12 protein-coding genes are annotated in these 14,098 nt (G+C 32.8%); all 12 read right to left on the reverse strand.

Annotation, left to right across the window (positions count from 1 at the left end):
- Positions 1-624: 624 nt before the first annotated feature.
- Entirely contained in the window at positions 625-2,088 is a 1,464-nt protein-coding gene (locus BN1075_RS19735; protein WP_040195019.1) for an MFS transporter, read from the reverse strand.
- A 477-nt stretch (positions 2,089-2,565) separates the two neighbouring features.
- A complete protein-coding gene (gene ppdK, locus BN1075_RS19740; protein WP_042387482.1) occupies positions 2,566-5,247 on the reverse strand; it encodes a pyruvate, phosphate dikinase in 2,682 nt (893 codons plus the stop codon).
- A 73-nt stretch (positions 5,248-5,320) separates the two neighbouring features.
- Positions 5,321-5,953 (reverse strand): helix-turn-helix transcriptional regulator, encoded by a 633-nt coding sequence (locus tag BN1075_RS19745; RefSeq protein WP_040195020.1) that lies wholly within the window; start codon positions 5,951-5,953, stop codon positions 5,321-5,323.
- Between the two features lie 311 nt (positions 5,954-6,264).
- Positions 6,265-6,813: a DUF4342 domain-containing protein gene (locus BN1075_RS19750; protein ID WP_042387484.1), complete on the reverse strand. Its 549-nt coding sequence runs from the start codon at positions 6,811-6,813 to the stop codon at positions 6,265-6,267.
- Positions 6,814-6,846: 33 nt separating this feature from the next.
- Positions 6,847-7,605: a DNA repair protein RecO gene (recO, locus tag BN1075_RS19755; RefSeq protein WP_081911674.1), complete on the reverse strand. Its 759-nt coding sequence runs from the start codon at positions 7,603-7,605 to the stop codon at positions 6,847-6,849.
- 16 nt (positions 7,606-7,621) lie between these two features.
- Positions 7,622-8,503 (reverse strand): GTPase Era, encoded by an 882-nt coding sequence (gene era, locus BN1075_RS19760; protein WP_040195021.1) that lies wholly within the window; start codon positions 8,501-8,503, stop codon positions 7,622-7,624.
- 9 nt (positions 8,504-8,512) lie between these two features.
- Positions 8,513-8,911, reverse strand: coding sequence for a cytidine deaminase (locus BN1075_RS19765; RefSeq protein WP_040195022.1), 399 nt, complete (start codon positions 8,909-8,911; stop codon positions 8,513-8,515).
- Positions 8,912-8,990: 79 nt separating this feature from the next.
- On the reverse strand, positions 8,991-9,701 hold the full coding sequence (locus BN1075_RS19770; RefSeq protein WP_040195023.1) for a diacylglycerol kinase: 711 nt from the start codon (positions 9,699-9,701) through the stop codon (positions 8,991-8,993).
- Between the two features lie 25 nt (positions 9,702-9,726).
- On the reverse strand, positions 9,727-10,227 hold the full coding sequence (gene ybeY / locus BN1075_RS19775) for an rRNA maturation RNase YbeY (RefSeq protein WP_040195024.1): 501 nt from the start codon (positions 10,225-10,227) through the stop codon (positions 9,727-9,729).
- 144 nt (positions 10,228-10,371) lie between these two features.
- Complete coding sequence (locus BN1075_RS19780; protein WP_081911676.1) at positions 10,372-12,603, reverse strand: HD family phosphohydrolase; 2,232 nt, start codon at positions 12,601-12,603, stop codon at positions 10,372-10,374.
- Positions 12,604-12,618: 15 nt separating this feature from the next.
- On the reverse strand, positions 12,619-13,791 hold the full coding sequence (gene yqfD / locus BN1075_RS19785) for a sporulation protein YqfD (RefSeq protein ID WP_197072351.1): 1,173 nt from the start codon (positions 13,789-13,791) through the stop codon (positions 12,619-12,621).
- Positions 13,778-14,068, reverse strand: a complete 291-nt coding sequence (gene yqfC, locus BN1075_RS19790; RefSeq protein WP_040195026.1) for a sporulation protein YqfC — start codon at positions 14,066-14,068, stop codon at positions 13,778-13,780. The genes yqfD and yqfC overlap by 14 nt, the downstream gene beginning before the upstream one ends.
- Positions 14,069-14,098: the final 30 nt, after the last annotated feature.

Here is a 14,098-nt window from a genome sequence, read left to right on the forward strand (position 1 = left end):
ATTTAAATCTATTTCTTTATATTGTTAAATTATTTTAAAATTCACATCGCAATTCCTTTCAATAAGATATTTGATAACACTTCTAATTTTCAATATATTAAACTTTAATATCAAATATTTGTTTTATATTACTTTTAATCCAAAATCTACTTACATCTCTTTCGATAAGTTAAAATTTTTTAATACTCCTTAACTCCTCTCCTCCCCTATACATTGTATATTTAAAACACATCTTACCTTACAATTTCTCCACTTTTCCTTAACCCTAGCTTCAAATAAGCTTCACCATTCAGAAATATACCAATTTCTTTGCCTCTCATCACTTCTTTCGTCACCTTCATGCGGAGCATTGGGTAAAGCAAATTTATTTCAATAATCATTTTTCTAAAACCATAAATATACACGTAAAATATTTTTAGCAACTTTTGCATATAGAATATTACATATCGACATTTTTTAACATTTAGTGAATATTTTATTTCATGAATATGAATTTTAAACACTTACCTAAACAACTACCTCCCTACATTCTCAGCAAAAACTTTCACTCTAAATTCATACAAGTAATGTTTCTAAAATAAAAAGGCAGATTGCTAACAATCTACCTTTTAAATTCAATATTTATTATGCTACACTATCTTCATTAGCTTTAGCTTTTATCTTAGCAATCTCACCTTGAATCTCTTCCATCTTCTCCTTAGTTAATGGGTAGTATTTCATTGCTATTAAGTTACATACTAACCCTATAATTGGAACTATGAACATTAGAACTATAGCAACCCAGAATATCCCTGAGGTTAATGGTGTTTCCGGTGTTGGCTGAGTTGTTGTAAATCCTATTGCAGCTATAGCAAATGCTACTATTGATGTAGATAAAGACGAAATTACTTTATCTACAAAGCTGAATAGAGTTCCCATTAAACCTGGTACATATTTACCACTTCTATAAGTCTCATAATCAGCACAGTCAGCTGTCATTGGTATAACAATGTTTCCAGCAACCCCTGCTGCACCTTTTCCAATGATAGTAAATACTAAGAATAGAACTGTAAATAAGCTCATGCTACTTAAATTTAAAGTTGTTGGATCTCCAACTATGAATAGTACAAACAGAGCCAGGTTGAATATAATTCCTCCTAAAGAACCATAAATCATAGCTTTTCTTTGACCTAATTTTCTCGCTATATATCCGCAACCAAACATCATGATTAAGAAGTTAGGCACTACTAATAACATACTAAGCTGTCCATTAATTTCATAGTTTCCACAAACGATTCCATATATCATAACTGCTATTACAGAATTCGTTGCAATATTCATTGATAATTTATCAGAAGATGCTGATACAACAAGCATTTGAATAGCTCTATTATTTTTTAATACATCCCAATAATCCTTAAAGGTAACCTTTGCAGCAACTCCAGTACCATAGAACTCTTCTCTATCTTTGCTCCAGATACCAATTACAGCTAGAACAGTTAGTATAGCTGAACCTACAACAGTGAACATTAAGAATGAATCAAAGAACTCAAGAGTGAATCCACCATATTTTTTCATCCAAACATTAGATACTAAATAAGTTACCATAGCCATGAATACTGACATATATGCACCATCATATATTGAGAATACTGGTCTTTGACTAGGATCATTTGTTAAACAACTTTGAGCTGATTTAGTTACAACACATTGAAGTGTATATCCTATGATATAGATCGCGTAAACAATTACAAAATAGATAAGGCTGAATTTTTGTGGTACTAAGTGAGTAGTTTTAAAAATCACTATAGCCATTATTGCTAATATAAGATTTCCAAGTACCATGAATGGTCTATTCTTCCCAAACTTACCATTTGTCTTATCAACTATAAATCCTATAAACGGATCAGTTACCCCATCCCAAATTCTCATTGCTGTCATTATTGTACCAGCAACAACAACTGCTATTCCAGCAAAACCTACTAGATAATATGAGATATATCCCATAAGCATCATATACATGTTAGTTGCTAGATTGTTTAATGGGAATAGTGCAAGTTGCCACCATTTCGCTCTGTGATAAATTTCTTTAGTTTCTTTGTTATCCATTATTTTCTCTCCTTTGTTTAAAGTTCAGTTTCAATCTTAATGTTAATTTTAAAACAATTCCTTAATTACATATTACAAGAATCTTAAAAAATTTTAAATTGTGAAAATTAGGATTAATATTGTAATTGTTGCGTAATCGTTTACCAATCTAAATATAATTTCAATTAAAAATTTTCGTCATCTTTCTTCATATTGACATAGTGAATGTATACCTTTCCATATTTTTTATCTTTGTTTTAATTCATTAATAATTAAGAATATATTTAATTTTAAAACTACAACTTCTTAATACCATTTGTCATACAATTAACATATACTTTCCGTAACAGCACCTTTTCTTTAGCAATTTTTACATACTTTGTTTATATTAGCATGTCCTTCTTATTCCTTTACTATAATTATTTATCATTATTGATCCAAAATTTTTCATAACAAAAGAGTTTGCACCTTTAGTACAAACTCTTAAATATTATCAAATTAGTTATTTGTTGAAGCAGCCACTTCTTCAGCACTGGAATCACAAGATTTACTTCTTGGATTTTTCACCTCTGCTTGAGCAGCAGCAAGTCTAGCAACTGGAACTCTATATGGCGAACATGATACATAGTTTAATCCTACATTATGGCAGAATTCAACTGAAGATGGATCTCCACCATGTTCTCCACAAATACCAAGCTTAATATTGGGTCTTGTAGATTTACCAAGTTCTGCAGCCATTTTAATAAGCTTACCAACACCAACTTGATCTATTCTTGCAAATGGATCTGATTCATAAATACTGTTATCATAGTAGTACTTCAAGAAGTTACCAGCATCATCTCTTGAGAAACCAAATGTCATTTGAGTTAAGTCATTTGTTCCAAATGAGAAGAATTCAGCTTCGTTAGCAATCTCATCAGCTGTTAAAGCAGCTCTTGGGATCTCTATCATTGTTCCTACCATGTATTTCATTTCTATTCCAGCTTCTTTTATTATTTCATCAGCTGTTCTAGTTACTACATCTTTAACATATTTAAGCTCTTTCACTTCACCAACAAGTGGTATCATGATTTCAGGAACTATATCATAACCTAATCTGTTTTTAACATCAATAGCAGCCTCTATTACAGCTCTAGTTTGCATTTCAGCAATTTCTGGATAAGAAACAGCTAATCTACAACCTCTATGCCCCATCATTGGGTTGAACTCATGTAGAGATTCTACGGTATTCTTTAAAGCTTCAAAGGTAATTCCTAACTCCTTTGAAAGTTCTGCAATCTCATCATCTTCATGAGGTAAGAACTCATGTAGTGGTGGATCTAAGAATCTGATTGTGGCTGGTTTATCTTGTAACTCCTCATAGATACCTATGAAATCTCCCTTTTGCATTGGAAGTAATTTTTCAAGAGCTGCTCTTCTGTCAGTTTCATTTTTAGCAACTATCATTTCTCTTATTGCCATGATTCTATCTGCTTCAAAGAACATATGCTCAGTTCTACAAAGACCGATTCCTTCAGCTCCAAATCTAACTGCTTGTGCAGTATCTCTTGGATTATCAGCGTTAGTTCTAACCTTTAAGCTTCTGATATCATCAGCCCAAGCCATAAATGTTCCGAAATATCCGCTTATTTCTGGGTCAACAGTTTTAATCTGACCTGCATATACATTTCCAGTGCTTCCATCAATAGAAATAAAGTCGTCAACTCCGTAAGTAACTCCCCCTACTTCTAATGTTTTAGCTCCTTCATTTACCTTCAATTCACCACATCCAGCAACACAGCAAGTTCCCATTCCTCTGGCAACAACAGCAGCGTGAGAAGTCATTCCACCTCTTACTGTTAATATACCTTCAGCAGCGATCATACCTTCTATGTCTTCTGGAGATGTCTCTAATCTAACTAATACAACCTTTTCACCATTTTCATGTCTTTCCTTAGCTTCTTCAGCAGTGAATGCTATTTTACCGCAAGCAGCTCCAGGAGATGCTGGAAGACCTTTTGCCATAACAGCCGCAGCCTTTAATGCTTCTGTATCAAATGCAGGGTGTAAAAGTGTGTCTAATTGCTTTGGTTCAACCTTAAGGATAGCTTCTTCCTTAGTAAGTTTTCCTTCTTCCACTAGATCAACGGCAATTTTTAAAGCAGCTTGAGCTGTTCTCTTACCATTTCTAGTTTGTAGGAAGTAAAGCTTTCCCTCTTCAATAGTAAACTCCATATCTTGCATATCTTTATAGTGATCTTCTAAAGTAGCAACTATATCCATAAATTGCTCGTATACAGCTGGATTTTCTTTTGCCAGCTCTTCTATGTTTTGAGGCGTTCTAATACCTGCAACAACGTCCTCACCTTGAGCATTCATTAAGTACTCAGCAAATATTTTCTTTTCACCAGTAGATGGGTTTCTTGAGAAGGCAACTCCTGTACCAGAAGTATTTCCTTTGTTTCCAAATACCATCTCTTGAACGTTTACTGCTGTACCCCAGCTACCTGGAATATCGTTCATTCTTCTATATACAATTGCTCTAGGGTTGTTCCATGATCTAAATACAGCTTTAATTGATTCAATTAACTGTACTGTTGGGTCACTTGGAAAATCGTCCCCTTTAACAGCTTTGTAATGGGCCTTGAATTTAATAACTAGCTCTTTTAAGTCATCAGCATTAAGTTCAGTGTCTAAAGTAACACCTCTATCTGCTTTCATTTCATCCATGATGTCTTCGAAACTTCTCTTTTCGATTTCCATAACAACGTCTGCAAACATTTGAATAAATCTTCTATATGAGTCATAGGCAAATCTTGGATTGCCAGTCTTATTAGCCATAACTTCAACAGTTTGGTCATTTAATCCTAAGTTAAGTATTGTGTCCATCATTCCAGGCATTGAAGCTCTTGCTCCTGATCTTACTGAAACTAATAGTGGATTTTCTAAACTTCCGAATTTTTTACCTGATATGTTTTCTAGTTCAACCATTTTCTCATGTATTTCATTTATTATGTCTTCTGCTATTATTTTTCCATCATCGTAATACTTATTACAAGCTTCTGTAGTTACTGTGAAACCTTGTGGCACTGGAATTCCAATATTGGTCATCTCTGCCAGGTTTGCACCTTTTCCCCCTAGTAGGTTTCTCATGCTTCCATTACCTTCGCTAAAAAGGTATACATATTTTTTCTTTTCCATGTTACACAACCCCTTAATTTTTAATATATAGTTCTTATGAATACTTTATTCATTTTTACCAGAAACGAATATCTTATTCATCTTCACCCAATTTAACAAAAATTCCAGTAATGGTTGTTTTGGATATCTTACCTACAATTTTTAATACTTCTTTTCCGTCTACACCTTCCCGCCTTATTACCGGCAGACTGTCTACCTGATGCTCAATTATTTTTTTTGCTGCGACAAATGCTGAATCGTCTTCAGATACCCAAATGATATTTGGCATTCTAGTCATGATGATTCCGACAGGTACTCTATGCATGTCAGCTGTTCCCATTGCCATTTTTATAAAGTCTTTTCTTGATACAGCCCCTAAGAGCACGCCATCGTTTTCTATGAACAAGGTACCTGCATCATTGAGGAATAAAGTTAATATTGCCTCATAAACAGGTGTCTCTTCCTTGACTAGAACCGGCTTCGACATTATATCCCGAACCCTAATTTTTCTGATTTCACCACTACTTGAATTCTTCGAAGAGTTTCTCATACAGACATATCCCACTTTAGGTCTTGCCTGCAATATTCCAGTCATGGTTAGTATAGATAAATCTGGTCGTATGGCGGAGCGAGTTAGTCCTAACTCTTTGGCAATTGCTTCACTTGTTATTGGTTCATTAGCTTTCACTAGCTCTATAATCTGTTCTTGTCTCTCTGAGAGTTTAATGACAATTCGCCACCTTTCATTTCCAATACTTATGATAATATCATACTTTTATGTAAAATAAAACCACAGCATTGTTTATAATTAATCGTTTTTAATTTTTTCTTCCTTTGCTAATTTCCACTATAGGTATATTATAGCATGATATTATAAAAAGGAATATTATTTTTCAATATTTTTCTTGAAAAGAAGTAAAATTTTCACTCAATTTGGAATATTTTGTGATATCCTTGTAAACATTTTATTTCAAACAAAAAAGATGAGTTCCCCCATCTTTTTCTATTTAATCAAGTAACTCTTTACGCATTTAATATTTATCTGTTCTTATTATTCTTCATTTGATTAATCTTATCCTTAATTTTAAATGAAGTTTGAGAAAAAACCTCTTGTAGTTCATGTCCAACTTCAGATGCAACCTTTGTTGTAGTTTTAACGCCTTTTTCTACATATTTATTTACAACCTCAACTGTACCATCCTTTTTAATGATATCAATTTCCAGCTTTGTAAATACTGCGGTTGCAGCACCTAAAAGAAGAATAACAGGCTGCAGAACCATTATTACCCCAACTACAAGACCTGCATTAACTGGTATATTTACAATAACAGTATCATCCTTTCGAATAATAATTCTAGCCACATTCCCGCTTTTGATTAACTCTTTTATGTAGTTAACAAATTCGTTCTGGCTTATTTTATCATATATATTACCGAATTCATCATCATCCTTTTTCTTTTTCTCAAAATATATTAAGGCCTCAATAAGATCACCATTGAATTTTTTAAGCAATGCTTCTGCTTCTTCATTTGATAAATTAGTACGTTCTTTAAGAATTTCTATCTTTTTTAATGTATCCTGGTCCACAAATATTCCCCCTAAGCAATATTTACCCTTATTTTACATTATACCATTGGTAGTAGCCATTTGAAAACCTGTAAGCAACGATAAACTCTTAGGTTTCCTTCTATAGTTCAACTCTATAAATGTAGTTAAAATCTTGCATATTTCTTGTTTAGTTCTTTCATCTAAAGCAAGTCGCCCTGCTTTTTCTAAATCAACCTTACTAAGAAATTTAATTCCATTATATGCTGCTATAGACACATGAGTTCCATATCTCTTGTCACAATTTCCACATACTCCGCCATAAAACTGAAAAGATATGTAATCAGAGTTATTAACCTTATTTCCACAAACAGCACAGTGTTCTAAAGAAATTCCGTATCCTGTAGCTTTTAAAAGTTTTATTTCAAAAGCTCTAGCCAAAATATCTAAATCAACTGCTCCATTTCTCATAAGGAAGAAAGCCTTTATAATGTCCACGAAAATCTCATTGCATGGGTCTTCCTCTATTGCTATATCTACCAACTCATTAAAGTATGAACCATATATTAATGTATCATAATTATCTAAAATATCTTGAAAGGAGTCAATAATCCTACCTTCATTTAAAGAAAACATAGTTCTACCCTTAAATAAAACATATTCACCAAAGCAGAAAGGCAAGGTATTAGAAAAGTTTTTATTTTTACTTTTCCTTGCCCCCTTCGCAATGACCGTTACTTTTCCATACTCCTCTGTAAGTATCCAAAGCAATTTATCATTTTCTTTATAATCCTGAACTTTTAACACCATTCCTCTTGTTTTAATGGTACTCACAATTCCCACCTACAATCTACTTATATCCAAGCTCCTTAAGAAGGAAGGAGCTGTCTCTCCATTCACCCTTAACTTTAACCCAAATCTTTAAATTAACCTTTGCATTTAAGAACTTTTCTATATCTTGTCTAGCATAGGTCGATATCTTTTTTAACATAGATCCATTCTTCCCGATGATAATACCTTTATGTGAATCTTTTTCGCATAACATATTTGCTTCTATATGGTATTTACCATTTTCCTGCTGCTTCATTGAAAGAATTTCTATAGCTATTCCATGTGGTACTTCCTGAGATAATAACCTTAATGCTTTTTCTCTTATTATCTCCATTACTATGAACCTTTCCTGTTGGTCAGTTATCATATCCTCTGGATAATACTTAGGTCCCTCTGGAAGCTTATCAACTATTAATTCCAATAACTTATCAGTATTTTTCCCATTCATTGCTGATATAGGAATTATTTCTGCAAAATCAAACAGCTTTGTATATTCTTCAAGCGCTGTTGCAACTTTATTTTCTGCATTTTCATCGATCTTATTAACAACCAAAAATACAGGTGTTCCACAACCTTTAAGCTGCTCTAATATATGAAGGTCACCCTCTTTAACTCCACCATCTGGTGTTGTCAAAAATACAACCACATCAACTTCTTTCATTGAATCCTTGGCATTTTTCATCATGTAATCACCAAGCTTATTCTTTGGCTTATGCATACCTGGCGTATCAACGAATACTATCTGATAGTTATCCTTTGTTAATATTGTCTGTATGTTATTTCTAGTAGTTTGTGGTCTACTAGAAACAATAGACAACTTCTCTCCCATTAAATGATTTAACAGGGTGGATTTCCCTACATTAGGTCTTCCCACAATTGTTATAAATCCTGATTTAAACATATTTCCTCCTTACTTAAGCAAATCAGATTTTCTGAAAGCTCCTGGTAAAATTTCTTCTAAAGTTTTTACTTGATATTCCTCTTCGTTTTTCACAATTATTATTTCAATATCATCACTGGCAAATTCAGCAATAACCTGTCTACATATTCCACATGGAGAAGTGAAGGCAGACATATCTCCAACAACTGCAATCTTTTTAATTGAAGTGTGTCCTTCTGAAACTGCTTTAAATATTGCCGTTCTTTCAGCACAGTTAGCAGCACCATAGGAAGCATTCTCTATGTTACATCCTGTATAAACACTACCATCTTCCATTTCTACAGCAGCACCCACTTTAAAATTCGAATATGGTACATAAGCTTTCTCTCTTGCTTCAATACTTAGTTTTACTAATTCTTTTATCTCCATTTAATTTCCCTCCAATTATATTCGGTTGTTCTAGTATACACCATAACCAGGACTATTGTCCCTCTTTTTTTAATTATTATTACATTATAACCTTATAAATAAACAGAGTGAGTAAAGTTCCTAAAAGAGCCCCTGCAATAACCTCCCATATGGAGTGCACATCTGAATCTACTCTGCTTTGAGCAACTATAACCGCCATTAAATAAGATAACGCCATTATAAATGGAGCTGACTCCATTTCTGAGGTCATTAAAGTTATAATAGTAGCTAAAGCAAATGCTAATGAACTATGTCCACTAGGCATTCCTCCTCTTAAAGCTGTGCCTTCTCCGTATACAGCTTTTATCACCACCGTAACTATACACACTATTACAAGAACTAAAAAGATCATAAGAGGACTTGAATTTTTTATTTTATTTAACATTATTAATGATAAAGGAAACATCTTATCATAAAAGATTATGTATCCAACTAAAACTGCATTGATTGCAGTTATAAGAACAGCTCCTGCTGCTACATTTTTAGCTATTTTAGCTAAAGGATGATAAAAATTAGTGGTAGCATCTATAGCACTTTCCACTGCAGTATTAACCATCTCTGCCACAATAACCATTGTTATTGTTATTGTTAGTATTAACAGTTCAATTTTAGTTATATCAAAGAAGAAGCACGCAGTAAGAATCAATATTGCTAATATCATATGTATTCTCATATTACGCTGAGTTCTAATTGAATATATTATTCCCTCAATAGCATAATTAAAGCTATCCACCATTTTTTTTACCTTCATAACATTCCCCGCCTCACCTTAAAACCTATCGCCTTATTTCAAACTTGTTTAATATCTCCTCTTCTCTCGCTCTCATCACCTTCTTTTCCTCTTCTTCCATGTGGTCATATCCTAGAAGATGAAGAATAGAGTGAATAATTAAGTAACATACTTCTCTTTGAAAAGAATGGCCGAAATCTTCACTTTGCTCCTTTGCTCTTTCTAATGAAAGAACTATATCACCAAGAACTAGATTTCCTTCATTTAAATCAATTTGCGAAAATTCATATCCCACATAACAATCCTTAAATACATTCTTGTCATCATAATCTAACATGGGGAAAGAAAGCACATCTGTTGCTTTGTCTATACCTCTGGTTTCTTCATTAATTTCTTTTATACTTTCATTGTCTACATAAATCACACTAACCTCATAAGGAATTAGAACCTGTTCTTCCTTTAACGCATAATCTATGATTTCATCAATCAGTTTTGTCAGATCTTCATCAACCATCAGTAAACTTTGTCTATCGTCCTTGTATATCATTTTATACCTCTCATATACTATTTATACTTATTATTTATTAGTTTTCCCATAAACCTTTTTTTAACTTTCAAATTAAATTTCTTTTATTTTTATTAAAACTCCCCTTTCGGGGAGTTTTAATTCACTTCATTTTAAAGTTAAATACTATTTATCCTTAGGTTTAAACTTATCCTTTAAACCAAAAGCTCCCTTAACATAAATTTTAACCTTATCCTCATCTTCTTCAACTTCAACAACATCTTTATCTAACATAGATTTTGTTAATTTTTCCTTTGGATATTCTATTCTTTCATGATAAATTCCTGAAAGAACGGTTAAAAAGCTTTCTCTAATTTTTTCTAAATCCTTAAAAGTTAAATCTGAATTTTTAAGCTGTCCTTCATCAAGCCTTGTCTTAATAATATTATCAACCATTTTTTCAATTTTTTCTTTATCTGGCTTTTGGATGGATCTAACAGCTGCCTCAACTCCATCAGCCATCATAACAATAGTTGACTCCTTAGTTCTTGGAGGTCTTCCACTATATTTATAATCCTCTTCATTCACATCATCCGGATTTTCACTGTTATTTCTCATGGTTATATAGAAATATTTTACTGTTGAATCTCCATGATGCTCATTAATTACATCAATAATAGACCTTGGAAGATTATGTTTGTTAGCTAATTTTATTCCATCATCAACGTGAGAAAGTATTATTGCTGCACTAAGGGCAGGTGACATCCCATCATGAGGATTAATACCTATCTGGTTTTCCTTAAAGTAATAAGGTCTTTCAAGCTTACCTACATCATGATAGTAAGCTGCAGTTCTCGCCATTATTGGATTAGCCCCAACTTTTTCTGCTGCCATTTCTGCTAAATTAGCAACTAAAACTGAATGATGATAAGTCCCTGGTGCTTCTAATAATAATCTTCTCATCAACGGATTGTTAGGATTTGATAACTCAAGTAATTTCATGTTAGTAATAATATCAAAGGCATTTTCCAAGAATGGAAGTATTCCAATTGCCAATATTCCTGAAATCACAGCTCCACCACCAGCACATAATGCCTTTGATATAACACTCCTTAAATCTGAACTTAAAAAGTAACCTATTACACCTGTAGCAAAAATATTTATAACTCCGATTATCAAGCTAGAATATAATATATCACTTCTTTGCTGAACTCTTTTTAATACTATTGGTACTATTACTGCATTTAAAATTGCAATAATCATTATATGCGGACCAAAGCTTGCTAAAAGTGCAATAAACACCACATTTAAGGTTCCAAATACCAAAGAGGTCTTATCATCAATAAGAACCGTAAATAAAATATAAACACACGCAAATGGAGCGAAAAAAACATTAATAGTTACTGCTATTCTTGCTAATAGAACAGATAATATTGTTAAAATATTTATCAATGCCACCTTTGAACTATCCTTATATATATCAGGCCTCTTGTCTTTTAAATATATCCATTGAAGAGTAATTACTCCTCCAACAAGAACTGCTAAAGCTAAATATAAGTATAATCGTGTAGATTTATCATTATCCAAAAGACCCGCATCCTCCAGCAGCTGAATTTGAGCCTCTGTAACAGGCTGACCTTCAGATACAATAGTTTGGTCCTTTTTATACATAACAGGTGTCACACTTTTTATAGCTGCCTGTCTCGCTTCCTCTGTTTTTGTGTGATCAATAAAAGAACTTGCCTTTGTTTGAAGATGCCCTATAGAGGTAGCCATATCCTTAATAGCTTTAGAATAACTAGTGTTATTAAAAGCCATTTGAACCCTATTTTGAGCATTAAATATATCCTGTGAGTTTCCTTCTCTTATCTGCATATTATCATAAACATCATTAAGTGCTGCTACTAAATCATCATGAACACTTTGCAACTGAGTACTGCTAAGGGATAATAAAATCTCATAATTTTCTACTGATATTTTATCAATAGGACTTTGCTCCTTAAGTTTTTTAATCTTTTCAGCTTTCAATCTAGCTGCGTCCTGTTCTGCCGTATCAACATCTGGATCCGTGGATGTACTTGGTATTATAGATGTATTATTATTAACATCAGTTACAAGCTGAAATAACTTATCAATATTATCTATTGCCGTCTTTTTCACATCAGCATTATAGGTATATACATCTTGAAGATGGTTTAACTCCTCCTCAATCTTCTTTTGAGTTGCAACTTTATCCTCTACATCCTTTGGCGCTTTTATATCGATTTTTGCTATCTCACCAACTTCCAGATTATACTTTTTCGTTACCACTACCGAGCTTAAAATAAAATAAACAATTAAAGCAGTGGCAATAAAAGTAATATACGGTTTTATTTTTGGAAACTTAGTCTTCTTCAATAACGTATTTTTATATCCCATCTTTCCACCTTCTCTTTACGGATTAGCACTATCCTCCTCGGATTGTTCTTCAGTCTGTGGAGGCGCGATTTCACTCTTTGCTATATCCTCTTCTACCGTTACTAAAACTCTTATTCTGTTCTTCTCTCCAATATCTTCTATTTCTGGAGCAACTGATAAAACCTTTGCTGCTCTATCAAGATTTAAATATATTTTGTTCTGAAGATCCTTTACTATACCGTCAGTTTCCACAGTCTTTTCAACTTCTTCAGTTTCAAAATACTCTTCTCTAATAAAGATACCCCATTTTGTTTCTATTTTATCATAATTTACAAAGTTATTTAATGATTTTCCTAGATAAATTATTTTATTATTTACATTTATTCCATACCTAACTTTCTTATTGCCCGTTCTTTCCTTTTCTACATAAGTTTTTGGCACTTCTAAGATTTCTTCATAAAATACAGTTGAAGGCACTTTTCCTTCAGCCATAACTTGAAACTCCATGGTTTCCTTTCCCTCTTGCCCCTGTATCAAAATATCTCCAGCATTTACAACCTGTCCTGGCTTAACCACAGGAGTTCCAGAAATAGTATTTATTCTGTTTACAATTCCATTCTTTCTCGCAACTATATTACCTGTATAATCTGGTTTTTCTTTAATCTTAGGAGGCTCTTGACGTTCCTTAATTTCAACAGAAAGCTTAGAACCTTCAATTCTTACTTTAATCCACATTATTTCATCAAAATCTCTTACAAGAGCTTTTTCAACTTCTACAACGTTTATAGATGTCTTTTTCTTAGTCACATCAATGCCATACTCTTTAAGCATATTTCTTACTTCTACTGGCGCTAAATACCTTTCAGTAATTATATCCACCTTCCAAATAAAGGTGCTTAAATAGTATAATACAAAGAAAAATGCTGCTATACCCGCAACTAAAAATTTTCTTGAGTTCAGGTGCATAAAAAAGAATTTCATTCCTTTTCTATCCAAAACAACCAGCTTACCTCTAGCTTTTTTCACACCTTCTCTTAATACCTTATAATCTTTTAATTCAATTTTCAAATCTACGGAAAACTTATTATTATTTTTTATATCTCTTACATCTACGTTTTTGTTCCACAAAAAGTTCAATATCTTTTCGATCTCGACAGCTTCTATTCTAACCGTTACATAACTAGCTTTTACATCATCAAATCTCTTCATAATTATCATACACCACACCTTTAAAGTTACCCCTTAAGGTTATAGTGGTTCCCCCAACAAAAGCTATCTCAAGATTGTCTCCTTTTATTGTAAGCGCACCTAAGGATGTGTTTACCACAAGCTCTGTAGTACTAAATCTCATTACACCTTTATGATTTTCAACGGTTATTTCTTTTTTAGCTAATATAGTTATTTTTGGTACGTTTAATGTTATCTCTGCTGGCAATTCTAATGTATCCACCAGCTTTTCTCTCATTGCCCCCAATTTGTTTGCCATTCTCCTCACCTCTTACTCATATTTTTATCA

The sequence above is a fragment of the Clostridium culturomicium genome (genome assembly GCF_000821305.1).
Taxonomy (GTDB): Bacteria; Bacillota; Clostridia; order Clostridiales; family Clostridiaceae; genus Clostridium_J; species Clostridium_J culturomicium.

What these genes read in the sequence shown, in the direction of transcription:
- BN1075_RS19735 (WP_040195019.1), bottom strand. Translation starts at nt 2,088, where the DNA reads ATGGATAACAAAGAAACTAAAGAAATTTATCACAGAGCGAAATGGTGG.
- ppdK (WP_042387482.1), bottom strand. Translation starts at nt 5,247, where the DNA reads ATGGAAAAGAAAAAATATGTATACCTTTTTAGCGAAGGTAATGGAAGC.
- era (WP_040195021.1), bottom strand. Translation starts at nt 8,503, where the DNA reads ATGTTTAAATCAGGATTTATAACAATTGTGGGAAGACCTAATGTAGGG.
- BN1075_RS19765 (WP_040195022.1), bottom strand. Translation starts at nt 8,911, where the DNA reads ATGGAGATAAAAGAATTAGTAAAACTAAGTATTGAAGCAAGAGAGAAA.
- BN1075_RS19770 (WP_040195023.1), bottom strand. Translation starts at nt 9,701, where the DNA reads ATGAAGGTAAAAAAAATGGTGGATAGCTTTAATTATGCTATTGAGGGA.
- ybeY (WP_040195024.1), bottom strand. Translation starts at nt 10,227, where the DNA reads ATGATATACAAGGACGATAGACAAAGTTTACTGATGGTTGATGAAGAT.
- BN1075_RS19780 (WP_081911676.1), bottom strand. Translation starts at nt 12,603, where the DNA reads ATGGGATATAAAAATACGTTATTGAAGAAGACTAAGTTTCCAAAAATA.
- yqfD (WP_197072351.1), bottom strand. Translation starts at nt 13,791, where the DNA reads ATGAAGAGATTTGATGATGTAAAAGCTAGTTATGTAACGGTTAGAATA.
- yqfC (WP_040195026.1), bottom strand. Translation starts at nt 14,068, where the DNA reads ATGGCAAACAAATTGGGGGCAATGAGAGAAAAGCTGGTGGATACATTA.